Source organism: Ruegeria atlantica (assembly GCF_947495585.1).
Lineage (GTDB): Bacteria > Pseudomonadota > Alphaproteobacteria > Rhodobacterales > Rhodobacteraceae > Ruegeria > Ruegeria atlantica_G.
On sequence record NZ_CANLZK010000011.1, the window covers coordinates 1 to 24,872 of the forward strand.

The 24,872-nt window shown below is 50.8% G+C and carries 18 protein-coding genes and 2 pseudogenes; 13 read left to right on the forward strand and 7 right to left on the reverse strand.

Annotated elements, in window-relative coordinates:
• Nucleotides 1-466 precede the first annotated feature (466 nt).
• On the forward strand, nt 467-3,148 hold the full coding sequence (locus QMP16_RS16945) for an autotransporter outer membrane beta-barrel domain-containing protein (RefSeq protein ID WP_282153329.1): 2,682 nt from the start codon (nt 467-469) through the stop codon (nt 3,146-3,148).
• A 1,864-nt stretch (nt 3,149-5,012) separates the two neighbouring features.
• Nucleotides 5,013-6,113 carry a Hint domain-containing protein gene (locus QMP16_RS16950; protein ID WP_282153330.1) on the forward strand — a complete coding sequence of 367 codons (1,101 nt, stop codon included), beginning with the start codon at nt 5,013-5,015 and terminating at the stop codon, nt 6,111-6,113.
• A gap of 212 nt (nt 6,114-6,325) precedes the next feature.
• Here QMP16_RS16950 and QMP16_RS16955 read toward each other — a convergent pair.
• The 3 genes and pseudogenes from QMP16_RS16955 to QMP16_RS16965 form a co-directional block, all read right to left on the reverse strand.
• Nucleotides 6,326-7,221 (reverse strand): annotated as a pseudogene (locus tag QMP16_RS16955) (IS5 family transposase).
• A 269-nt stretch (nt 7,222-7,490) separates the two neighbouring features.
• Nucleotides 7,491-7,877 carry a winged helix-turn-helix transcriptional regulator gene (locus QMP16_RS16960; RefSeq protein ID WP_282153331.1) on the reverse strand — a complete coding sequence of 129 codons (387 nt, stop codon included), beginning with the start codon at nt 7,875-7,877 and terminating at the stop codon, nt 7,491-7,493.
• Between the two features lie 294 nt (nt 7,878-8,171).
• Nucleotides 8,172-8,351 (reverse strand): hypothetical protein, encoded by a 180-nt coding sequence (locus QMP16_RS16965; RefSeq protein ID WP_282153332.1) that lies wholly within the window; start codon nt 8,349-8,351, stop codon nt 8,172-8,174.
• A gap of 374 nt (nt 8,352-8,725) precedes the next feature.
• On the opposite strand from QMP16_RS16965, the gene QMP16_RS16970 reads away from it, so the two are divergent.
• From QMP16_RS16970 to QMP16_RS16990, 5 genes are all read left to right on the forward strand, one after another.
• Nucleotides 8,726-9,640: an alpha/beta hydrolase gene (locus QMP16_RS16970; protein WP_282153333.1), complete on the forward strand. Its 915-nt coding sequence runs from the start codon at nt 8,726-8,728 to the stop codon at nt 9,638-9,640.
• 24 nt (nt 9,641-9,664) lie between these two features.
• Nucleotides 9,665-11,275 carry a GMC family oxidoreductase gene (locus QMP16_RS16975; protein WP_282153334.1) on the forward strand — a complete coding sequence of 537 codons (1,611 nt, stop codon included), beginning with the start codon at nt 9,665-9,667 and terminating at the stop codon, nt 11,273-11,275.
• Nucleotides 11,276-11,365: 90 nt separating this feature from the next.
• The gene (locus tag QMP16_RS16980; protein WP_282153335.1) at nt 11,366-12,796 is read left to right on the forward strand and encodes a CoA transferase; all 1,431 of its coding nucleotides are present in this window, start codon (nt 11,366-11,368) and stop codon (nt 12,794-12,796) included.
• Nucleotides 12,797-12,833: 37 nt separating this feature from the next.
• The gene (locus QMP16_RS16985) at nt 12,834-13,802 is read left to right on the forward strand and encodes an amidohydrolase family protein (protein ID WP_282153336.1); all 969 of its coding nucleotides are present in this window, start codon (nt 12,834-12,836) and stop codon (nt 13,800-13,802) included.
• Nucleotides 13,803-13,990: 188 nt separating this feature from the next.
• Nucleotides 13,991-14,149, forward strand: coding sequence for a hypothetical protein (locus QMP16_RS16990; protein WP_282153337.1), 159 nt, complete (start codon nt 13,991-13,993; stop codon nt 14,147-14,149).
• A gap of 281 nt (nt 14,150-14,430) precedes the next feature.
• On the opposite strand, the gene QMP16_RS16995 is transcribed toward QMP16_RS16990, so the two are convergent.
• The 4 genes from QMP16_RS16995 to QMP16_RS17010 form a co-directional block, all read right to left on the reverse strand.
• Nucleotides 14,431-15,174: a sulfite exporter TauE/SafE family protein gene (locus QMP16_RS16995; RefSeq protein ID WP_282153338.1), complete on the reverse strand. Its 744-nt coding sequence runs from the start codon at nt 15,172-15,174 to the stop codon at nt 14,431-14,433.
• On the reverse strand, nt 15,167-16,438 hold the full coding sequence (locus QMP16_RS17000) for a M20/M25/M40 family metallo-hydrolase (protein ID WP_282153339.1): 1,272 nt from the start codon (nt 16,436-16,438) through the stop codon (nt 15,167-15,169). Before QMP16_RS17000 ends, QMP16_RS16995 begins: the two co-directional genes overlap by 8 nt.
• Before the next feature lie 2 nt (nt 16,439-16,440).
• Complete coding sequence (locus QMP16_RS17005) at nt 16,441-18,813, reverse strand: TRAP transporter permease (RefSeq protein WP_282153340.1); 2,373 nt, start codon at nt 18,811-18,813, stop codon at nt 16,441-16,443.
• Between the two features lie 75 nt (nt 18,814-18,888).
• The gene (locus QMP16_RS17010) at nt 18,889-19,875 is read right to left on the reverse strand and encodes a TAXI family TRAP transporter solute-binding subunit (protein ID WP_282153341.1); all 987 of its coding nucleotides are present in this window, start codon (nt 19,873-19,875) and stop codon (nt 18,889-18,891) included.
• A gap of 109 nt (nt 19,876-19,984) precedes the next feature.
• Between QMP16_RS17010 and QMP16_RS17015 the strand changes: the two genes are divergently transcribed.
• The 6 genes and pseudogenes from QMP16_RS17015 to QMP16_RS17040 all read left to right on the forward strand — a co-directional run bounded on the left by QMP16_RS17015 (nt 19,985) and on the right by QMP16_RS17040 (nt 24,864).
• Nucleotides 19,985-20,866: a LysR family transcriptional regulator gene (locus tag QMP16_RS17015; RefSeq protein ID WP_282153342.1), complete on the forward strand. Its 882-nt coding sequence runs from the start codon at nt 19,985-19,987 to the stop codon at nt 20,864-20,866.
• Between the two features lie 95 nt (nt 20,867-20,961).
• Nucleotides 20,962-21,645 (forward strand): annotated as a pseudogene (locus QMP16_RS17020) (IS6 family transposase).
• 382 nt (nt 21,646-22,027) lie between these two features.
• Entirely contained in the window at nt 22,028-22,804 is a 777-nt protein-coding gene (locus tag QMP16_RS17025; RefSeq protein WP_282153343.1) for an IclR family transcriptional regulator, read from the forward strand.
• Nucleotides 22,801-23,211, forward strand: a complete 411-nt coding sequence (locus QMP16_RS17030; RefSeq protein ID WP_282153344.1) for a cupin domain-containing protein — start codon at nt 22,801-22,803, stop codon at nt 23,209-23,211. The genes QMP16_RS17025 and QMP16_RS17030 overlap by 4 nt, the downstream gene beginning before the upstream one ends.
• A 55-nt stretch (nt 23,212-23,266) precedes the next feature.
• Nucleotides 23,267-24,286, forward strand: coding sequence for a TRAP transporter substrate-binding protein DctP (gene dctP, locus QMP16_RS17035; protein WP_282153345.1), 1,020 nt, complete (start codon nt 23,267-23,269; stop codon nt 24,284-24,286).
• 65 nt (nt 24,287-24,351) lie between these two features.
• On the forward strand, nt 24,352-24,864 hold the full coding sequence (locus QMP16_RS17040) for a TRAP transporter small permease (protein WP_282153346.1): 513 nt from the start codon (nt 24,352-24,354) through the stop codon (nt 24,862-24,864).
• Nucleotides 24,865-24,872 lie beyond the last annotated feature (8 nt).

Genomic DNA, 24,872 nt, shown 5'->3' on the forward strand with positions numbered 1-24,872 from the left:
TTTCGGCTGATTATTGCTGCTGATCACTCGCGCGCTAACCCAACAATCGTCAATGTCAAAAAGTTTGCAACAGAGCCTATCGGCGCTTCGTCGCCAAATGGAAACAGCGGCCGCCGATGGCCAAGCCAGTTTCACCTCAGTAACTCAGCCCATAAGCGCTGACGTCAGACATAGTTACTTATAGATAACATGGTATTAAATAGTGCTTAATTGACTTGAAATAATTAAAAAAGATATGCTCTCCTAAAGACCCCATCGTTAATACCCTGAAACCACAAGGTAGATAGTCATCTCGAAACGAACTGACAATATTGTGTTTCCGAGTTTCCACTAAAACTCTCAAAGAGTATGTAGCTGTAGCAGCTACTAAGTTTCCCGATTTGTTGAATTGTAACTAAATGTAGCGCAATAGTATTGCTCTTCTGCCAACGTATTTTCCCGTAACGACGGAGTATGATGTGAGCAGATGATATGGAATGCATGTGTTTGTTTGGAAGACTCGGACGTTCTTTTTCTCAAGGGAGTCACGCAATCGATGTTATTTTCGTTGATCGATTGGCGGTGCCATAAAATCGTAGATAGTTCTGATGTAAAGATTTTTGGTTCTAACGCGCCGGCGCGCTTAATCGACGGTCTCGGGCTGTCGGGGCTATTTTTGATTGCCATTGTTTTTGTTTGCTGGGGCAATGCCAAAGTATATGCAGGTTCCTGCAGCCCGGCGGCATCTGGAGGGGCAGGAATTCACATCTGCTCCGATGATGGCACCGCAGTAACCCCAGATTTTGATGCTGCTGGCGGCGATGATACAGTGACAATCAGTAGCGGTACATTTGGGAATGTGTTCGGGGGCGACGGCAATGACGTCTTAGAACTGACAGGAACTGCCATAATTTTAGGGAATTTCGGTGAAAACACTGACTCTATTGGACAAGACACAATTATTGTAAATGGTGGATTGGTAAGCGGCGATGTCGTTGGTTCAGGTGATCAAGACACGATTTGGTTACTGGATGGAGAAGTCTTAGGGAATGTTCTTTCCGATGATGGAATTGGTGCATTGGATGATGGCGCAGACCTTGTTGTACTCAATGGTTCCACAGTCAGAGGCTTCATTAGGACATTGGTCGGCGATGATGAAGTCAGGATCATAAGCGGAAGCACAACAGACGTTAGAACCAATCAGGGAGACGATTTAGTAACCATGTCTGGTGGTTCGATCCTGCAAGACATTCGAACTGGAAATGGGTCGGACACCGTCTATCTCGGGGGAGGAACCGTAGGCGGTGATGTTTTACTTCGTTCTGGTGCGGACACTTTAGTTCTGGATGGAACGATCGTCGCCGGCAATCTAGATTTAGTCACAGATCCCGCCAACGGGGACCTTGCGGGAGTAGATTCTGTCGATCTGAATTCCGGATCTTTTAGCGGAGACTTGCTCTTAGGGCTGGGATCAGACAGGGTAACGATTACATCTTCATATGATCTCAGCACAATATCGGGTACGTTGGATGGAGGTGACGACGTATTAACAAGCGATGGGTTTGTTGACCAATTGAAGCTGGAAGCCGTAAGCGGCTCACTCGCTGCCGAACAAATCACCAATTTCGAACTAGTCAGATTAGATGCGTCTTTTCTCGAGTTGACTGGAAACACGCTGACAACTTCATTGCAAGTCGGGTTAGGAGTCGTTGCGACTTCAGGCTCAGTCGTCGACATAAGCCACGGCGTAAACATCAACGGTTCCGTTACACTTGACAGCACCTCAACACTGTTAGCTGGCGGCAGCGGTTCCTCGACTTCAAAGTCAATTGCGGGATTGGTTTCATTGGAGCGAGGTTCCGTGGTTGATCTGTCCGGTTCGGCCCCCAAGACCGGTGACTCGTTGACATTGAATGGTGGTTTGAGAGGTTCAGGACAGTTGGTTCTGGATGCGGCTCTGGATGCCAGTGAAGCGTCGGACACGCTCGTTTTGGTTGGACCATTTTCTGGCAGGCCCGTACGCGTCACGGTCAACGACGTTGGAAATGGATTGGGCGCAGACACAGGGGATGGACCCGGTGCTGGGATTGCATTGGTAGATGCGTCCGGTGCAACTGGCGTATCGGAATCCAGTTTTGTATTGGAGCAAGGATCGCTTTTTGCCGGTCCTTTTCTCTACTCGCTGGACTATGAACCGGACCGCATTTTCTATCTTCAGTCAAAGCTCGTTGGGCAGGTTTATGGATACGCCGTATTACCTGTTTTGATACGGCCACGCTTTGATCACTTTCGCCACCGCTTGGGCCAGAAAAGGCTAATCTATAGCGGAGACGAAACAAAGGCGCAGCACGATGATTTTGCAAGCAGACAACCGGGGATTTGGATGGATGTCAGTTTCTTGCGCCAAGAGATCAACACAACGACAATTGATGCACCAACAGATTGGAACGAAAACCGATTAGAGATCGAAATAGGTGGTGATGCTTACGTTAACGACAATACTCTTGTTGGAGTTTCGGTTCATTACATCGACACCAACACATCGGTAGAGAATACTCTATTCAATACTGGGTCAACCATTGATGGTGACGGTTTTGGTCTCGAATTTTTTCTGTCGTTGTTCCCAGGAGATCAAACATATTTGGATCTACGTGCAAAGGGCACATTTTGGGATTTAACTGTCGCAGACACAACTAGACAGGTATCTCAAAATGTAGATGGCTTCGGATGGGGTTTGTCTGCCGAGATTGGCAAGCGCTTCTCAATGAATAAAAACACAACCGTTACACCCAGAGCCCAATTCTACTACTCTGAAGGAAAGTTCGACACCTTCACGGATAGCGATGGACTCACGGCACAGTCCGCAGGTGGCAACTTTGTCTTGGACACCGGTGTCTATTTTGAAAGGCAGTTAGCATATTCTGACCAAATATACTTTGACGCTAGTCTTCAGCACGAATTCGGATCACAACAAACAATCAACACTAATATAGGTGGCCTATCGAGTGGCCGTGAGGCGACGTGGGCAGAATTGTCAGCCGGCTACTATTTCGAGGCAAGGGACGGGTTCACCTTTTTTGCCGAAGGTACAGTCTCAACTAACGTAAGTGGCACATTCGGAAACAGCTTGGGTACCGAAGGAAGAATTGGGGCGCGGATTCTCTTCTAGGATTAGCGCAGCTCAATACGAAGTTCGAGAAAGATTAGCTAGAACCAAATTAGTCCCACACTGGTTGCCGGCAGTTATTGGAAAGGTTTTCTTTACTAGGTTAGGTAGATATGGCCCCTGACAAAATTTCAGTCTTTGCACGTATCATTGGCTTGCTTGTTAAGCCCTGGCACCTGTTCAATAGTGGAAATCATACCAGCTCAAAAAGTCAGCAACCAAGATGTTCCAGCGGTCGCGGAGCCACGCCCTCAAAGATGACTCAGAACGACCAATAGAGCATGAACCTTAAGATTATGACCTCCCGCTTTGTATGAAACTTAGGTTATGGACACAAAGGCAGTTGATGACGGTTGACCGATACGCCCCACTTGATATCCCGATCACAGGTCCCTTAGGTCAGTTCCATTTGGGAAAAGGTGACCTCCGTCTTTTATCAGACTTGTGCAACAAAGCCAGATTAGGCGCTATTGGAGCCGAGATCTTTGTTGAGGTTGGCGAAGGTTCCGACCCGCATATTCCGCACAAGACATCCCCGATATTACATACTACGGTTCTACGAAACACTAATTTGTAGCTAACGACAAATTCATCCTCAAATATGTCGAAGTAGGAGTAAAAGCATTGGCCAATGCCTGTTCGTCGTGAACGCAATAACGGGCGAACTTTTGAATTTAACAGCAGGCTACTTCCCACAGAGTTCCAGCAAGGTAAATTTGAGCTACATCTGTCGTGGGATCGATAAACAAGGGGTTGTTCCTGATTTGGAAGGGTTGCATCCAACTGCAGTGTTCGAACGTAGATGTCTTCAATTGGCTCTAACGAATTTCCCAAATAGTCGTAGACATAGTCTCCAACTGACAAATCTTCGACCATAGCCACACAATTATCGCTAGAGATCAATATCTGTGATCCAACACCGATCATGTTCCTAGGACTCAGCCGATTCATCACGTTATTCATTTGCCCTTCGTATTCCTTCCGCCCTGCACATCGCATCGGCGGTTGCAAGGTCCATATCGGCTGGACGGTCTATTGAACGGTCCCACATTACGATTTCGCGTGTGTAGAGTTGGCAAGTTACTTCGCCATGAGGTGTATCCAGTGTTACAAGTGGTGTTTCGAAGCTCATGATTGAAGGGAACGCACATCCAGAGACGAAAACGAAAATACAAGTCAAGAAGGTGGAGCGTGCTCTGAACATGTTCAACAGCTTTTCCCTATTTGTGGAGTGCCAGTTGAGATCGACGCTTTTGGGAGACGGAGCGGCCAAAAAGCGCAGAACTTCCGCTATCCCTACTACATGCGAAAGTTGTAGAATAACGGTGACCCACAACCTATTTGACATTCTGACAGACTAACATCAATCTGAATACCAATTGCAGTTTGAGTTACCCTCACAGCAACCAATTAGATTATTGTGAGTTAGGTGGCTTGGTATACGCAAGATATGACTTTCTACTTCCCTCACTTTGACATCCTATTAAACACTAAGCTCACTAATACTGAGCATGGAATTTCTGCTAGCAATCACGATTTGAAATACTTGATATCGGTCAGTTTTATTCCGGAAGCATCAATTTGGTACCAAACCAATACCAAGTAAATTCTGCTACACTTAGCCATTGTTATCACTGCTATCCAAGGAGCAAAGATACTTATGAATTAAGGGCTGTCAACTACGCACAAATATGCATCAAGTAACAACAAGGTAACTAATTGCGCCAATCATTTTTTATTGCTATTTAGAGTTGTACGAATTGGATAACCTTCCATGGTATCAGCATGATGCTATCTGAACAGGTGGCCTGGAAGTAATCTTTTGCAATACCAATCGATCAGAAATTTGCTTTAGAGCGGGATATCTATGCCGACTACGTTTGAAGTATTGTTTCTTGGGACAGCAGCCGACATAGATCCGACTGAAGGCAATTTTCTCGCTGAAAACGCCGCGATTTTGGTAGGCAGTAGTTTTGGGTCTCCTGCTGAACCCTTGGCCTTTGGAAGCCAAAGGACACTTTCTTCCGTAGATTTCTCCGGTGGATTTACTAATGCTTACGACCAAAACAACAGTCAATCCAACGATACGTTTAGCATTGATGGCGGATCGCCGCAGACATTCGACAGCCTTGCAGTTTTTAATGCGACAATTTCTTACACCGACGGTACCCCTGCAACGACGATTACCGCTGTCATTTTCCAAGACACCGACGGAAATCTCTATCTCGCACCCGAATTCACAAATAATTCTGACCAGACTGCATTGTTGGCTGGCCCGATCGAAAGCATAAGCCTTGACACACTTGTGAGGGCGTCTTCTGCGGGGTTGACTGGCAACCGTGCGGAAACAGATTTTCTTTGTTTATGCGCTGGCACAGCGGTCCAGACTGCGCTTGGAGAGCGCTGTGTGGAAGAACTAGACGTGGGAGATATGATTGAGACTCTTGATCACGGCCTCCAGCCCATCCGTTGGATTGGCCGCCGTTTCTTTGACCGAGACACTCTATGTTCCTTCCCAAAGCTACGACCTGTTCGACTTAAAGTAGGGTCGTTGAACAACAAGTTACCGAAACGTGATCTGCTTGTATCGCGCCAACACAGAATTCTTGTTCGATCCAAGATTGCCAAACGAATGTTCAACGAAACCGAAGTTCTGATTCCAGCGATAAAGTTGACCAGCTTGCCAGGCGTATTCGTCGAAGCCGAAATGGAAGCTGTCGAATACTACCATTTGCTATTCGACTGTCACGAGGTGATATTCACTGAAGGAGCTCCCACGGAAAGCTTGTTTACTGGACCTGAAGCGCTTAAATCACTTAGTGCTGAGGCGCGAGAAGAAATATTTGAAATATTCCCAGAAATTACAGATATTTATTATAGTCCAAAGGCAGCACGGTTCATTCCCAAAGCTGTGCAACAAAAAAAACTTGTTTGGAGACACACTGTGAATGAAAAACCAGTCATATAGCGACTGTATTTCTCAGGCGTCGGAGAAGACCTTTTTTGCTGAGGTTTGAGGAGTGCGTTTGCCGAATACTGACAAGGTCCACGTGCTGCTTGTTCGTTTAGAGGCGACTGGAGTGCAGGGGCTTTGTTGCACAAATCGGATGAAACGCGTGGTTCCCATTTCTGCGGACAGACTCATCCTACGGCCCCTGGGACAGGTTTGCCAAGAGCGGTTTAGTAGCTGAGCACGGCATTGCCGACTTGGAATTCCGCGATTTGCCGTTCGAATTCCCGCGCCATAAGACGCTGGCCCTACAACTTCAAGCGATGCATCTGGCTCTTGACGAGGCTTCGGCGGTGGCATCCGCTCCATCGTCGCCACAGAGCACCACCCAGGTATCGCGACGCATTGACCGCTTGACCGCCTCGTTCCGGGTGATGGGTCCTGGGCTTGTCGGCTTCCACGGCTTGACCTACTTGCGTGGCGGAATGATAGCGTGCGCATTTCGGGCGGCGATCTCGAGGCATTTTCGAGTGTCATAGGCACCATCGGCAGTGTCACTGCCGATGGCCTGATCAGGCGAGATTTGGATCTTAAACTCAGGCAACATCGGCGCATCACCAACGTTGCTGGTGGTGCGCTCGACGACCCAGACCTACAGTATTTCCTCGTCGATCCTGATGTGTAACTTACGCAATATTGGGTGTTTGGGGCCTCCGTGCTAGCGTGCGTTCCACTTGCCTTCACCCTCGGCCTTGATGCCGGTGCTGTTGATGAGGAGGTTCACGGGCTGGTTTCACCGCGATACGGCAGGCTCAGGTTCGGCGTCTTCTGGCGAGGGCAGAGGGTGCCGAAATCCAGCCCGGCCAGACGCGCAACAGGCTTTGCACGAACCCGGTTGTCTGCCTCAACGGCAGGCCGACAATACCTTCAAGGTCAAGCGAGTCTGGATTGCCGCATCGCTGAATTGTTGCTGCCGACCGCGCTTGCCGTTCGGCGGGGGCATCCAGATCATGCCCGGGTCAAATCAGATTAACAACGATCCCCTCTGCGTCGGTGCGTCACCGTAAGCCGACCAGTTCGTGGTCCTGAACTTCGTAAGGCCCCAACTGTTTAAGTGCCCGGCTATCACGCTGGATTCAAACAGTGAATCCCCGGTGGGCTTGTGCAACAAAGCCGGGAAATGGCTATTACTTGACGACCAAGGAAGCAATAACCGAAGACATCGTCCCGCAATACATCTAAAACTACATCGCTGATCCTACCGACACTTGCCGGTCGTAGTTCAGTTGCGAGCTCCGCTTTAGATTGTGATTGAATTTCGATTAGCTGATGTCGTGTCAAGAAAGTGGCTGAACCCAAATCCAACGGCACCTACTAAGAACCAAAGTATATGTATTATTCGTGACTGTTTACACCAATCGCCGCATCAAAGGTAACCCGAGACGCAGAAATGTCGGCAAAGTTAGTATTTGCCCACATCGCCAGTTGTTTCAAAACTTCAGCCAGGTTCGCGCCTCGGTCTGTCAGCTTGTACGTTACAGTGGTAGGCGGGCCAGGATCGACCATACGATCAAGATATCCATCTCGTTCCATGCTGCGAACGTTCTCTGTAAGCACGCGCGATGAAATGTCGCCAATAGCCCTTTTCAGCTGCCCAAAACGGAGTGGGCCGTTACACAAAGCGAAGAAAATCAAGACTTGCCACTTTCCAGTGGCCCTCGCGAGAACCTGCCGTATCGGACAAAGATCGACTTCATCTTTAGTTTGAGCCTGAATGATCACAATACCCGGTATCCTTGTAGTGCCTAGTTGACCTTTTCATAGGAATTAGTGGCAAAAAAGCAATTCACTTTTATTTGATGGGGGGAGTATCAGTGTGTTACGATCCGATGTTCAAAAATGTGAACCGCGCAAAGCTATAGAGTAGTATTTTGGCGACGTGTACGTCTAGCACATCCAGAAGTTGCAGACGCAAGAACGGATTGTATCGAGTATTTTGAACGCATAGCCCAAGAGTATTCTGGCAAGTTTACACCTTGTTAGTGGTCTGCCGCTGAGGGAAAGTGTTCATTGGTGCTACGTACCGTAAATCGCAGCAGCCAAGCGCTTACATTCATGCTGCGCAAGAAACGCTAGACTACTGCCGAGCAATGCTTGTTCAAGCGAGTTATTGGCACGAACAGAATACGGTTTCGGATAGATATCCTTGACGACCTTCTTGCCGTGATTCTGCTTGGTTCCGGGTTTCTGTCTCATCGCCTCTCCTTGGTGGTTACGATGTGCCAGAAACTCTTTCTTATCAAATCGACCTAAACTGTCCGGTTAGAGCTGACGTCAGACAATCCGTTTTGAGATAGCGCTCAAACAACGGGGCAATTCAAACAATGAAGATTTTCTTTGGCCCCCTAATTCACAATGGGCACACAATTTTGCAATACCCAATCGACTATTGCAACAGATCCCTTTCGAAGTTTTTGTCAGGCTAACTTCTTTGTATTTATTGGTTATGGCAATGATACTTAGTTACCTTTTAGTGCGTAATTGACGTCGAAATAGGAAACGCTACGGTGGCCGCAATCACGGCAACACACATATCAGCAATTTGCCGCCAGCACTGGGAGCCGATAGCGATGACCGATAATTCAACTTTGGATTGGGTGGCGCAAAAAGCGCAAAACACAAAGAAGGCTGATGTAAGTTGGGTAAAAAATAAATGGCTGGATATTCCCTATGCCAGCCAATCAGAAGCACAGAAACTCGATATTTATCTTCCTGAAGAAGGAGGCGGCCCCTTTCCGGTTATTCTCGGCATTCATGGTGGCGCTTTCGCATTTGGAGACAAAACCGATGATGAGATGGAGGCACACATCAAAGGCTTGAAGCACGGTTTTGCTGTGGTTTCCATTAACTACCGCCTAAGTGGCGAAGCGCCGTTCCCGGCCGGCTCCCATGATGTCAAGGCGGCGGTCCGCTGGATCAAAGCGAATTCCGATCAGTACGGGCTTAATCCAGACAAGATAGCGTCCTGGGGTGGCTCGGCCGGCGGCTACTATTCGGCGGTGTTGGGCACGACTTCTGGTCTTGACTTTTTCGAAGACAAATCGATGGGTAACGCCGAACAGCCCAGCAATGTTCATGCATCAGTAGCATGGTTCGGTGCCTACGACTTAGTCGTATTGGGTGAACAGTTCAAAGAAAGTTCAGTGACGCCGCAAATCGAGCAGGATCCAAATGACCCGACCTCTCACAATTCAGAATTCATGGGGGGGGCATTAGCAAGTATCGCAAGAAAAGTCACTGAGGCCAATCCTGGAAATCACATCTCACGTGACACGCCTCCTTTTCTCATTCAGCACGGCACAGCTGACACCGTCGTGCCATTCAAACAGTCTACGGACTTTACTGAGAGGATGCGGTCGATCGTACCCGCTGACACCGAGGTCACGTTCGAGGCACTGGAAGGTCAGGGGCACATGGGCGACGGCTTTTACACCGACGAAAACCTAACGAAGGTCTTTGCGTTCCTGGAACGGCATTTGAAATAGCTCTGAAAAGAGACGAGGAGTAATATGAAAGCTGCATACATTATCGTCGGCTCTGGCCCGGCTGGCTCGGCCGTTGCCGCTCGTTTGAGCGAAAACCCTGAGAACACGGTGCTGTTGTTGGAGGCGGGCGACGAAAATAACAATGAGTTGGGGCGCGCGCAGGGTACCTTTGGTGCGTTGTGGGGCACTGACGCAAATTGGAATTATCAGTCGGTCCCCCAGACACACATGAACAATCGCGTTGTATTGGTTCCTCGGGGCAAAACCATCGGTGGCAGCAGTGCCATCAATATCGGTTTCTGGGCGCGCGGTGCAGAAGGCGACTATGACGGTTGGGGCGAATTGGGTCTGGACGGCTGGAACTTCGCAAGCGCACTAGAAATATTCCGGCGCGTTGAGAACACGGACCGTGGTGTCACCGATCCTGAATTCAGAGGTGTAAGCGGGAATGTCGTTATGGAGACAGCTGAAACCACTTCGATCATCGCAGACAAACTGCTCGATGCATTTGTAGAAGTCGGCCTCGGCCCCATAGCTGATACCAATGGAGCAACGCCTTACGCAACCTCCCGCGTACAAACGATCCACAAGGATAAGTACCGCCACACCATTGGCGATGATTACCTAACAGCAGAGGTGCGGCGGCGACCGAACATGACGCTTCTCACCAAGGCTTACGCAACCAAAGTGAACGTTGAAACAGGTCGAGCCGTTAGCGTGAGCTTCCGGCACAACGGAGAGGAGAAGATTGCCGAAGCCGAACGCGAAATTATCCTTTGCGCTGGCGCGATCAACACGCCCAAACTCCTAATGCTTTCGGGAATCGGACCCAGAGACCATCTTGAAGATCTGGGCATACCGGTCGTGCACGATGCGCCCGCCGTAGGCAGTAACCTGCAAGACCACCTCAACGTCGCCGTCAATGTCATTGCCGAGGCGGGCGTAGAAGGGTCGGCTCAAGCTGGCTCGGGCCCAGATGATATGACGGAATGGCGGTTTCAACGAACCGGCCCGGCAACCTATCTGGAGGGTAATGGCATCGGGTTCTTTAAGTTGAGCGAAGACGCCAACAAGCCGGAGTTCGAAATCATCCCCGCGTACAACCCGGTTTTGAATGATCCTCAGGGTGAACCGTACTTTAACCTTGAACCCGGCGACAGGCGGAGCGGCTATTCCATCAACATGGTTTTGCTACATCCAAAGAGCCAAGGAGTATTGCAGCTGGCGTCCGCTGACCCCAAGGACAACCCCGTCATTGATTTCAACTATTTCGGCGATGCCGACGATATGGACATGGTCGTCAATGGCTTTCGTGAGGTGTTGAAGATGACGCAGACGAAAGCCCTTGATCCGTACACCAGCCAAGTCTCGCCCAGCATCGACACCTCAGACGAAGAGTTGAAAGCCTTTGTGCTGGATAACGCCGGATCAGTGTTTCACCCCGTCGGTACAGCGAAGATGGGCAAAGACGATGATCCCAGCGCGGCGGTTGATCAGCGATTGCGCTTTAAGGGAATTATCGGCCTGCGCGTTGCCGACGCGTCGGTTTTTCCCACGCTCATCAGCGGCCATACCATGGCGCCAACAATCTATGTCGGCGAACAAGCGGCAAAGTTCATTTTACGTGGAGAATAGCTCTCGAGATCAACATTAAGCGAACCATCCGGTAACAAACGAAAACAGGCAATGCGTTTTCACACGCTAAGTCGAAGTCAGGAGAATCACATGGAAATCTGGGAAGACTTGATCCATCAGACAGGCGTTGCACCGGGCTTGTACGAGACGGATGTTACTCTGACGGGGGATACCGATCCTCTTTGTGACTCACCCTTTCGCCTGGTGGAAGGGATCAGCTCGATCCATGCGGCGATCGGCAGTGCAGCGGCGGGAATCTGGAAAATTCGTTCCGGTGAGTCTCAGTCTGTCGTCGTTGATCGGACGCAGGGCCTGCCTTCGATGCATAGGATTACCTACGTCTATCAAAATGGCACGCCCATTCAGCTTGATAGCTTCATAAACCCCACCGGCCAAAAGCACAAAACGAGAGATGGCCGCTGGATTGAAACAACAACGACGTTTTCGCATTTGGCCGATGGTGTTCTGAAGCTTCTTGAAACATGGAACGAGGTCGACGCTGTTTCGGACAAGATTCGTCAATGGGATGCCCAAAAACTGGAGGACGAGATGAGCGCACGCGGCTTATGCGGCGTCATGATCCGGACGAAGGACGAGTGGCGCCAGCACCCGCAGGGTCAGATACTTGCGACTCAGCCTGTTGTCACAGTGGAGAAGATCGCAGACGGCGATCCGGTTGAATTCAGCCCTGGGGGGGACCGCCCGCTTTCGGGTGTTCGCGTTTTAGATCTTACGCACGTCATTGCCGGCCCAATGATAGGTTGTACGCTGGCCGAACACGGTGCCGATGTTCTGCACATCGCCAAGTACGGAATGCCGCGCGTTCAGGTGAACGTTATGGACACCGGGCACGGCAAGCGCTCTGCCTATCTCAATCTGGACGACCGAACCCAATTTACGCGTTTGATGAAGCTGGCAAGAGAGGGCGATGTCTTCGTTGACGGCTATGCGCCTGGTAGCCTGGCCAAGCGTGGAATTTCACCCCAGCGACTGGCGGAAATACGGCCGGGAATGATCTATGTCTCCGAAAGCTGCTACGGAGAGACCGGTCCCTGGGGCGGGCGAAAAGGTTGGGAAAACGAAGGGCAGGCTTGCACGGGCATGATGACCGATCATGGGACGATTGACTCACCGTCATATGCGCCGCCCATGTACATCAACGACTACTCAACCGGTTATTTGGGCGCACTCGGTGCCATGGCGGCCCTGATACGGCGAAGCCAGGAGGGCGGCAGCTATCATGTGCGCGTCGCGCTGGCGAGAACATCCATGTGGTATCAGGATCTTGGCCGGGTTCCGGATGAGCAGCGCCGCAAATATTCGGGCCTGCTCGCGGAAGAAGTCAGCGAGTCCACCGTCTCACTGAACCTCGACAATGTCCGGATGATTGAAGCGTCCACGCCGTGGGGCCAGCTACGCCACATGGGACATGTTCTCGAGATGTCGAAGACGCCCCCCAGGTGGGAGCAACCGTCATCACCGCTCGGTTCGCACATGCCGGAATGGGTAAGCCATTCATAATCAAGGCTAAACGCGTCGAAACAGGAAGAGTTTTAAAATGAAGTTGAACCTAAGCGACGTTTCAAAATCGCTTTCATTCCTAATTGTTAGCAGCTCTCTGCTGAGCGGCGGTGCTTACGCTCAAAGTAGTTCGGCAAGAACGGATGACGGTGAGTTTAAGGTGATCGAGTTTCATGTTCATCCCCCTGATGTGCCGCTGCCGCTGAGATCGCCGGACAAAACCATCGCCTACATGGACGAGATGAACGTCGAGTTCGCAGTGCTCAATGGAGCTCCGGCATATTTGGAAGCGTGGACGAAAGCCCACCCGGACCGTTTTATTCCGGCGCTGCAATTTCCATGTCTTGATGGTCAGATAGCCATAACAGACGATCCCGCCATTCAATGTTTTGAGGGCAACAAAGTTTGGCCCGATCTCGGTTGGCTCGAGGGAGAGATCAAATCGGGTCGAATCAAAATGCTCGGTGAAATCAGTACTGAATACTTCGGGATTTTTGCCAACGATGCTAAGCTCGACCCTTACTACGAACTTGCAGTGAAATATGACATTCCAGTCCTTATTCACACCGGGCTGGGCCCGGAAGGAGGCCCAGCCTACAGATACAAACGCTCAGCAAACTATCGAGCTGCAACCAGTAATCCGATCTACATCGAAGATGTCATGCTTCGGCACAAAAAGCTGCGGATGGTCGTACAACACGCCGGGTGGCCGTATATCAGTGAGATGATCAATGTTCTCTACCACCATCCTGGCGTTTATGTCGACGTTGCAGCATTACAACTGACTGCCCGTAAAGAATATTACTATTTTCTCAAGCGTTTGGTTGATGCTGGATATGGTGAGAGAATTCTCTACGGGTCGGACTTTGACTGGGAAACCAAAAATGGCGTCGAAGCAATCTTGTCCGCGGATTTCCTGACCGATGAGCAAAAGGAAGATATACTCTACAACAATGCGCGCCGTTTTCTTCGCCTGGACAAATCCGACAAGGATCAGGACCAGTGAACCGTTGTGAGAATGTAGATGACCGTCCGATTGGGAGCAGCCGCATTCGTTCCTTGCTACACACTCGCCGAGACAAAACCGCGGCAAATCTTCTTGAGGGAGATATCATAGCGATCGCCAATGACCAGTTATTTACCGATCAGCTGTCAGAGCTTGCTAACGAGGGCAGAATTTCACGACGCTCATTCATGAAGTATCTGCTGGCGGCGGGCATGACAGGATCAGCGGGGCTTTGGGGTACGAGTGCCAAAGCCGCTTCTACATCCGGCGAAACGCTCTCACATGATGGCAAAGTATCCACCACCGTCGATCCGGGTAACTTGTACCGCCATTTGGTAAGCTTTTAACCTCAAAGACAAAACAATTTACGCCCGGAGACTGTCCGTTTCGGAACTTCCCTAAGTTGACTGCCTAACTCCGGAGCGATCACTGAAACAACTCGCCGCTCTCTAAACTCTGCAACAGAACCTAGGCGATGATCTCGCGCGGATAACGAACCCTTTCAGGTGCGGCGTCCGAGTCGGTATCTGCATGAGTGTGGCGTAACCCGTTCGGCACGCGCAAACAAGTTGGCAATGTCCAAAGTCGCTGTACCTGTGTAAGGCTGGCGTATACACGATGGGAAAACCTAACTGCGCGCCAGAAAAACCACTGTCATCCCCAAACCAACGACAATGACGATGCATCGGATCACATGTACCGGCAGTTTTTTTGCGAGTCTTGCGCCTACATATCCTCCAATTGTTGCGAGGATCATCATAATAGCGGCCTCTTTCAGGTAGACGATTCCGGCCAGTAGGAACGTCACGACAGAGGCTCCGGATAAGATGAAGGACAGTGCGTTTTTGAGCCCGTTCATCAGATTGATGTCCCGAAAACCCAAACCCGAAAAAAGCGCAAGCAGGACAATTCCTAATCCGCCGTTAAAGTATCCACCATATGTCGTGACGGCCAACGTGGCCGCGTTTCTGCCAACGGGGTTCGCTTTGCCATCACTTTTGGTCCAGCTGCGAATTTGCTTGTCGAACGCAAACAGCAGTGTTGCAAATAGCAAAAGCCATGGAACGATAAAACTGAACACCTCAGATGGCGTTATCAGCAAGAGTACGGCACCTAGGACCCCACCTAAGACTGATAACCTCAACAGGACATATAGCGCGCGCCTGTCGAAGGTTCGAATTTCGGAAAGAAACCCTGCCGCTCCGCTGAGATATCCCGGAAAAACCGCGACGGCGCTTGTTGCATTCGCCGGGATGGGGGGCACGCCGATGAACACCAACGCCGGGAAGGTTAGAAAACTACCTCCGCCAGCAATTGAATTCAAGACACCTGCAAGAAAAGCGGCGACCGAAATGATGGTGAGATCAAGCATTGCTCACCAGGTAGTCATGCGCAGATAAAGCGAATATATCGACAAGAGAGTAGAGCTCAGCCAGTATGATATATTCATCAGTTGTGCCCAGGTTATAGGCCATCAATCCGCAGACAACCACGGGTACGCCTGCGTAGCGATAAAGCCTGGCATCTGACGCCCCGACGCGCATGGTTACTGCCGGCTCTTGTCCCAAAACTTCAATACAGTTTTGACGCACCGCTTCGATTACTGGGTGATCCGGGGCGGTCCAGCTGGGTTCGTATCGACGTGAGATTTCAAGCTCAAGCCCATCAACTTCCTGACAGATCCGGGTCATCTCGGCCTCGACCTGCGCAACTGAAACGCCAACCGGCAGCCGTACATCACAGGTGAAGTCGGCCCTGTCGGCAACCAGATTTGACAACCTGCCGCCATCAATTGTGCCAAATGTAATTGTCACGCTCTTTAACACGTCAGTCTCGCCTTCGCCGGACATACGTTCGGATTTCTCTGACCATTGATCAATGAGCGGGACAACATTGTTGCCTGTGGTTTCAACCGGAAACGACCGCAAGGACTTGAAGCTGTCCATGACGGCGGTCAATTTCTCGATCGCGCTTTCCCCGCGGTGAACATGGGCGGCGTGGGTGGATTTACCTTTTGCCGTGACCTTGGCCCAGATCATCCCTTTCTCGCCAAATCTCAAGATGTGCGGGGACCCGACGTCGCCACTGATCATGGCATCACCTTTCGCGTGCGGAACGTTGTCGAGCAAATATTGAGTTCCCAATACCCCCATGGTTTCTTCGTCGCCGACAAATGTTCCCACGATTTCGCCAGGGAAGTCCGCACCGGTATCGGCAAGACATTTCATCGCCAATAGGCTGGCCGCGATGCCGCCCTTCATGTCAGAGATGCCCAATCCATAGGCCTTGTCGCCGTCCAATTCGCCTTTTGGATTGCGAGTCCAACCAGACAAATCGCCGGCTGGAAACGTATCCATATGCCCGTTAAAGATCAGACGTTTTCCGGGGCGATTTCCCCGGAGCCGGACGACAACATTATGCACTGGTTCTTCAGAGACAAAACGCTCAATCTCAACTCCGGGTATCGACGCAGCGATAGCTTCGATCTCATCCGCCATTGCCCGAACATCTCCTTCGGGCTGTTGGCTCTCGATTTTCACCAGGCGCAGAGTCAGATCAACGACCTGCTTTCGATTTTTGTCGAGCCAAAACCATATTTTGTTGCGTACTTTTGGCGCGGTAATATTGGCTTCCATTTTCACGCTTCCACCAGATCAGTTTGTTGATTTTTTTTCGCCCGGCGTCGCTGCATCAGAACTACTGCAGCGTAAGCCAGAATGCCGAAGATGTAGATGATTTCCTTTGGCATCCGACCGGACTGCTCCAGACCAACTGACGTGACATAATCGCCCCAGGTAACCCCAAGCTGTTCGGCAGGGCCATTAAATCCAATGTCAGACACAGCGGTACGCTCATCACTTTCGACCTCAACTGAGATTCCAACGGCCTCCAGCACATTGTCAGATGCATTTGGAACAGTTGCCGTGAACAGTTTGAAGCGATCCCCGTATTCGGTCTCTCTTGTGACATACAAGCGAACTTTCTGCCCTGCCCCAACCGAGATTTCGCCCGCCACAACCTGTGCCATTGGCACGTCTTCGTAAGCTGGGCTGAAGCGATCCAATACGAAGTCCGGGCGAAAGAGGCTGATCACGACAAACACCAGCAGGATTGCTTCGATGTGCTTGAGGCGCACGAACATCCACTGAAGTGTAAGCGATGAGAAGGCAAAGATGGCCATCAGAGACACGACAAAGATCATGAGTCCGTGCCAAACACTTTCAACGCCCACTAGCAACAGCTCAGGATTGAAGATAAAGACCACTGGCAAAATCGCGGTACGAATTGCGTATTTGAAGGACTGGATGCCCGTTTTCATCGGATCCGCACCAGAGATCGCCGAGGCCGCGAACGCCGCAAGACAGACCGGTGGCGTCGCATCTGCCATGAGCCCGAAGTAAAACACATAGAGGTGCACAGCAATCAATGGCAAAACCAGACCTGATGCGTTGCCGAGCTCGACCATTACGCCTGCCATCAACGAAGCAACGACAATATAGTTCGCCGTAGTCGGAAGCCCCATTCCCAGGATGATGCTGACGACGGCCACCAGGAATAACAATATGTAGATGTTGCCCTGAGACAGCGCTTCGACAATGCCAAGCATGGCATTGTTCAACCCAGTCGATGACACGATGCCGACGATGATACCTGCCGCACCAACGGCTGCTGTAACGGCCGTCATCGATTTTGCACCAGCAACCAACGAGTAGAATACAATTATCCCACCGGAACGGAGGCCTTTCAGGACCGACAATCGATGCTGACGCGCCAGGAGCACCTGCTGCAACATAATGATTCCGGCCATCATCATAATCGACCAGAATACTGCGCTACCTGGGCTCCAGCGCTTAACAAGTAGCAGATAGACGAGCATTCCGATTGGTATGAGGAAATATGCGCCTTCCTTGAATGTTTTTCCCATAGCGGGCAAGTCAGCCTTTGGCAGACCCACAAGGCCCATCTTCAGGCTTTCCAAATGCGAAATGTAAAACAGCGAGATATAGGCGATAAAGGCCGGGATCATCGCGTGCACAATCACATCGTAATACGATATCCCGATGAATTCAGCGATGATGAAGGCCGAGGCCCCCATGATCGGTGGCATGAGTTGACCGTTGATTGAGGCCGAGACTTCAATTGCGCCTGCTTTGTCTCCAGGAAACCCGGTCTTCTTCATCACCGGAATGGTAAACGCGCCGGTGGTAACCGTGTTTGCAATTGAAGAGCCTGAAATCATGCCGGTCAGGCCAGATGCCAGAATTGCGGCTTTGGCGGGCCCGCCTCGGTATTTCCCGACGGCGGCAAAGGACATATCAAGAAAGAACTTACCAGCACCTGCCGTGTCCATGAACGCGCCAAACAGCACGAACAGAAACACATAGCTAAGCGAAACCGCGATAGGGATGCCAAAGATCGCCTCGCTGGTGAGCCAGTTGTATCCGACCATCCGTGAGATGGAGACACCCCTATGAGAGATTATCTCCGGCATATAGGGACCGAACAGCGAATAGATCATGAAAACACCGCAAACGATTACCAGCTGTGTGCCGACCCCACGTCTTGTGGCCTCAAGCAACAAGAGCATCCCAACAGCGGACAGGATCACTTCGTATGGGATGCTAAACCCTAAGAAATCTATGTTTGCTAGGATACCGGCGCGCAGAACGATGCCGTCATAACCCAGATAGACGTATAAAGCGCAGGCCGCTGCTATGAGTGCCAATATCAAGCTGAACCATGCTTTTCCTCCGCGCTTTTCCTCGAATTTTGCCGGGAATAAGAGAAAGCAAAGGAACAATCCAAAGGCCAGATGGATCCCGCGTGCGGGCAGATCTACGAAGATACCCCAGCCAAGGGCATAAGGAATCGGCGAAGCGATCCAGAGTTGATAAAGGGACCAAAGGGCGGCAAGAGTGATGAAGGTTTTTGGCCAAGGCCCAAAATAGTCGCTGCGTTCTACCTTCAGCGCTTCATCAACTGCCGCTTGTTGCAGTGATTTCTCTGACATGGTGTTTTCCAGTTTGGAAGAGAGGTGGTCCCTGCCTGTTCAGCAGGGACCAGAGGGATCGAAGGGAGGGAGAGGTTATTCGATCCAACCTTTTTCACGGTAGTAGCGCGCTGCACCTTCATGAAGCGGCGCGGAATTGCCGTTGTTGATCATGCTTTCAGATTCTAGATTGGCAAAAGCCGGGTGCAGACCGCGAAAGTCATCAAGGTTCTCGAAAACCGCACGAACAACTTCATAAACGACGTCGGGATCGACGTTTTCATGTGAAACGATTGTCGCATAGCCTCCGAAAGTCGTGACATCTTCTTTCTGTGAAGAATAAGCGCCAGCAGGAATGTCCGTTGCAGCGTAGAATGGGCGCTCTTCGATCAGCTTTTGCTCTACTTCAGTGTTGAGCGTGACGATCTGTGCACCGCACCCTTCGGTCGCAACCGCGACGCCCGAGTTGGGCACGCCAACCACATAGGTAAAGGCATCGATGTTCCCGTCGCACAGGGCGTTCGAGTGCTCTGACGAGGTCATTTCGGTTATCAGGCCAAAGAAATCACGATCTGTGCCATAGCGCTCCATCAGCAATTCCGTGGTGCCACGTTGACCAGAACCGGGGTTTCCGATGTTCAGTTTTTTCCCCTCAAGGTCCATCCAGGATTTGATGCCGGAATCTGCCGCCACAATCAGCTGGAATGGTTCGGGGTGTACTGAGAACACCGCGCGAAAGCCTTCGTCGTTTACGACTTTGTCTGACGTTCCGTTGACTGCGTAATGTTGCCAGTCAGATTGTGACACGCCAAATTCGAACTCGCCCTGCGAAATCTGGGCCAAATTGTAAGTCGAACCATTGCTCGACGGAGCCGCACAACGGAAGCCATGCTTTCGGCCTTCTTTGCGGCCTTCAGCGGCTTCCTTGTGAATCATGCGACAGATAGCATTGCCTGCAACAAAATAGACGCCGGTCGGGCCACCTGTTCCGATTGTTATGAACTTGGTTTCAGCTTGTACTGATGCAGACACCCCAAGCGATACCATTGCTGCCAGTGCAGATGTTGTCAGCAGTTTCTTCATCTTTTCCTCCCGCGGGTTTTCCAGAAATGCTGAAAATTAACCGCAGCGGATCTATCCAATCTAATAATTTTAATTGCATCGTTTATAATCAAAATTTATAGTATTAGCCATGCAAGTTCGAGAAGTAGAGTGTTTTCAAGCCATTATGACGGCCGGTACAATGACGCGGGCTTCGCAACTATTGGGGATTTCACAACCTGCGGTTAGCAATACGATAGCCACGTTGGAGCACAGGCTGGGATTCAAACTGTTTCTGCGTAAGTCTGGGCGACTCCAGCCAACAGCAGAGGCACTAATCTTTTATGATGATGCCCAAAGATTGTTGGAAGCAGTGGAGAGGACAAATGAAGCAGCAACCCGACTGCGACAAAGGAAATCTGGTCACATAACAATATCTGCCTTCCCCGGCATCTCGATAAAGTTTTTGCCAAACCTCATCAGTAAGTTTTTGGAAGACCGTGAGCATGTGAAGATTCGCCTGCTTTCGCGCAGTTCACATATTGTGATTGAGCAACTTCCCAGCCAAATGTTCGACATTGCGATTGCAGAAAAACCCTCGCAATTTGTCGGTGTGGATGCTGAACAGTTCACATTCCATTGCCACTGCATTGTCGCAAGAGACCATCCACTCGCGAAGCTCGATGTGCTGACACCGAGGGATTTAGATGGTTGTCCATTTGCCGCTTTGTTCCGTGATCATATGACAACCTACCAGATTGCGAGAACATTTTCAGATGCAGGCGCACGATGGAATGTCGTCCTAGAAGCACAGTACTTTGTTTCGCTGATTGAATTTGTCAGGTCTGGGAATGCGGTCGCCCTTGTCGATCCGATCAACAGCCAGGGTTTCGACGAAGAGTTAGTCCGGATACCGTTCGAACCTGCAATTCAGTACCAGATTGGCGTTCTAACACCACAAGACAAACCCGTCTCAAAAGTTGCTGACGACTTTTTGGACTTGATGCGGGCGGAGTTGTTCAGTCGTTCATAAGCCCCTCAGCCGTCATGCGATGCAGCAGCGAACGGTGATGTCGCGTTTGACATAACCAACTTGTTTGCGCCTGCTGATCGGGTTACGCCCCACACATGCAGATACCGCATCAAGCGCCGGGCCTGCAAAGGTTTCGTTACCCACGCGAGATCTTCACGTTTGCGGTATGGGTCTATCATTGCATTGCACTCAGCACTCCCAGTTGTCGAAGATCATCTCGCTGAACGAGGCGTTACAATCTGTCAGGAAACTGCCTGGAATTGGGTTAACACTTTGGTCGGATTTTCGCCAATTGCATTAGGCGAGGCCGGTCAACAAATGGCAGCTGGACGAATTGGTCGTAGCGATCCACGGTCAGAATTGTTGGCTCTGGAAGGCAGCGGACATGATTGGAGATGCTCTTGATATTCTGAACTAGCCACGGCGGAATGCCAAGGCAGCCCAACGATTTCTAAAGCGGTTGATTTCGCAATTCGGTGAACCCCTTGTTTTGATAACGAATAAGTTGGGAAGCCAATTCAAGCCAATCCGCGATCTTATGCCGGGCGTGGATCATGGTGCCCATATAGGTCTGAACAATCAGATCGAAAGTTCACAGAGGCAACCCAGAAAGCGAGAGAAAAATGATGTGGCGCATCAAGTCACCAAAATAGGTTCAGAGGCTTTTGGCCGCCCACGACTAGATCTCCACTGTCTTTCGCCCCGCCGCCTCATACAGTCATGTTAGATCCGGTGCTCTCAGCTTGTGGATGGACTGTGCCTCAGAAATGACCACATGACATTCAATAGCCTCAACATTTACAAACATGAATAAGCAAGTTGGAAAGCCCGTTCATTCCATCGGCACCTGTCGGCGTGGTTCACCGAAGAAGCGATAGGGTGGGTCTAGTTTTGTGTAAGTCTGGCGGTAGAGTTGAGCACAATGCCGCACCTTTTTCTTCGAACCTTAATATTCCAGTTCAGTTGAGCAGATCCGCGAATAGCGGGTACCGCCCTTCGGCGATTCGGCTTTGGTTTACCGTGTAACGCGGGTAACTTCAGCTGCGGAAAGTCAAGAGAGTTCAGATGGTATCGGGATGAAATTGCAAAGGAATTCTCTTTGGAACCGCCGGTGCTAAAAAAAACCTTGAAAAATAAGTTCAGGAGTGTGAAAAAAAGTTCATGATTGTGAAACAAGTTGATCACTTGCTTACGCTGTTCGAGCTGTTTGCGCAGGAAAAGAGACCGATGACAATGACACAACTATCAGGTGCGTTAGGGTTGCCAAAATCCAGCACACATAATCTGATTGAGACCTTGTCCACTCGTGGGTATCTATATGAGGTTCGTCAGCGTGGTGGGTTCTACCCCAGTCGCAAGTTGCTTGCGACTGGTGAGGCTATAGCCGTCGGTGATCCTGTCACGGCACTGATTAACGAATTCCTTGGAAAAATGGCGTACGAAACCGGCGAAACCGCATTGCTTGCGTCTCAGGTTAAGGATGACGTGATTTATCTGGCGGTTGCGGAGTCTCGGCAATCAATCCGCTATTCTGCTGAAGTAGGCAGCCGTAGACCGGTATATGCCACATCTGGAGGCAAGGCGATTTTGTCAACCTTTCGCGGCCAGGAATTGCATGAGGCATTGCAAGGAATCAAGTTTGCCGACTTGCGCGAAAACACGATCAGCGATCAGGACACGCTAAAAAAGAGGATCGAAGAGGGGCTCTCACAAGGATTTTTCTTGAACCTCTCGGAATACACACCAGACGTGACCGGTATTGGTGTCCCGATCGAGGTTGAAGGCCGTCAGCTTGGTCTCTCCGTAGCGGGGCCAAACTACCGTATGGAAGGCCGGTACCCCGAATTTGCCAAATGCCTGCACAAAACTGCGGATGAGATTGTGAAAGCACTTCAATCTGCAGGATTGAGCGCGAGATATCCGTATAAGTCCCAATGACCGAAATCCATACAGGAACAGCTATTATGACTGTTGATGTAATGAACCTTTTTATTCGTGAGTGTGACGCTGAAGTGTATGAGCCTGCAGGCCACACCGGTACATTTAACCGTCGTTTAGTTGGTCCCACACAAGGGGCCAAGCATCTGGAAGTCGTGATCGGCACCATTGATCCTGGCCAAGGCGCGTCCCCTCATTTCCATCCAGGGATTGATCAGTTTTGTTACATGCTAGACGGCGAGGCGGAAGTTACCATCGGTGAAACCAGGCGTGTGATAAAACAAGGGGAGAGTTGCTTCTTTCCCGCCGAAATGCAGCACATCTTCGTTGCCAAAGGCGTGAAACCCATTCGCGTCTTGGTCGTATACGGCCCGCCTTACGGCGAAGGTGCGCGCGTCGACTTATGACGCATTTCAACGGATGACTTAGTCCACAAGCACAGGGCGAGGAGGCCCAGATTCCATGAAAATCACAACCTCTTTCAAGGCTGCGGCAGCGGCCCTGCTAATTGCGGCCTCAGGCCAGGCAAAAGCCGAAACAGTTTCATTTGCAGACAGCTTTCCGCTGGAGCACTATTTGTCGAAAGAAGGCATGGTGTTCTGGATGAACCGAGCCGAAGAATTGTCTGGCGGCGAAATCGATTTCCGGCACTTCCCGGCTGGCCAGTTGGCCAAGGCTAAAGGCATTCTGCAAAAGGTTCGCGATAATGCGGTTCAAGCCGGTTATGTCGGAATTGGTTATGTCAGCGACCGAATGCCCCTGAACGGTGCATCGATGATTGCGGGCATGACGGGTGAATCGCTGCCTGGCAGTAAAGCCTATTGGAAGCTAGTCAAAGAAGGCGCCCTGCGTCACGAGTTTGACGAAAACGGTGTCGTACCACTGTTTGCAGCCGTGTTGCCTGCTTATCAGCTGGTGCTGGCGGGTGAGCCAATCTCGTCCACTGACGAGTTGAAGGGCAAGAAAATCCGTTCATCAGGCACTTTGAACCTGGCGGTTGAAGCGTTCGAAGGAACACCTGTTTCGCTGCCTGCGCCTGACATTTATCTGGGTATCCAGCGTGGTACGCTTGACGGTTCGCTGCTGCCGCCCGGCAGTGTGAAGCCTTACAACCTGCAAGAAGTCATCGGTTCCACCAGCACCAATGGTTCATTCGGAACATTCGCGATCACCGCCGTGATGAATGCCGATGCGTTCAACGCGCTGAGCCCCGAGCAACAGGCAGCTTTGGTCCAGGCGGGTGATGAGACCGTTGAACATCTGGGAACCTATCAGGACGGCAAGGTCGCAGAAGCTCTGCAGGAGTTCCGTGATCTTGGCATCGCAGTCTACGAATTCGATGATGCAACGCTTGCGTCGCTCGAGCCGATGATGGCGTCGGTCAAGGCTGCCTGGGTCGCTCGGATGGAAGAGCGTGGATTGAACGCGGCCGAGGTTGTGTCTGAATTCGAGGCAGCTGTTGCTGCCGCCGAAAGCAACTAAATCTCCCCAACTGGTGCTGCGCAAAATGGGCGGCACCCTTTTCAGCCGAGACAAAGGATTTGAGGATGCTCAGGGTTTTTGAGAAACTTGAAAATGCGCTTAGCTGGATTGCGGGGCTCTCGGTCTTTGTGATGATGGTTTTGGTCAGTGCCGATGCCATCGGACGCTATGCCTTTAAATCGCCACTGACATTCCAGTTCGACTTTACCACGTACTATCTGATGGTGATTGTTGGTGTTCTGGCGTTGTCCTGGGGCGAACGCAACGGTGCCATGATCAAGATTAACGTTGTGACCCGGTTTCTGCCTGAGGGGCTAAAAGGCCCACTCTACGCATTTAACAATCTGCTCGCAGCGTTTGTCTTTGCCGTGATGACACAGGCGTCACTTAAACGCACGCTCGAGACCATGTTCGATGGTGATGTCATTTTTGGGGTCATCGACTGGCCGGTCTGGCTGTCGTTGGTCTGGGTGCCGATTGGGGCCGGGGTCCTGACTGCGCGCTTGCTTATCAACGCCGTTCAATACGGCTTTTTGGGCCGCCCAGTGATTGCCGGCAGCCACGAAGACGAGATGTGAGGAACAGG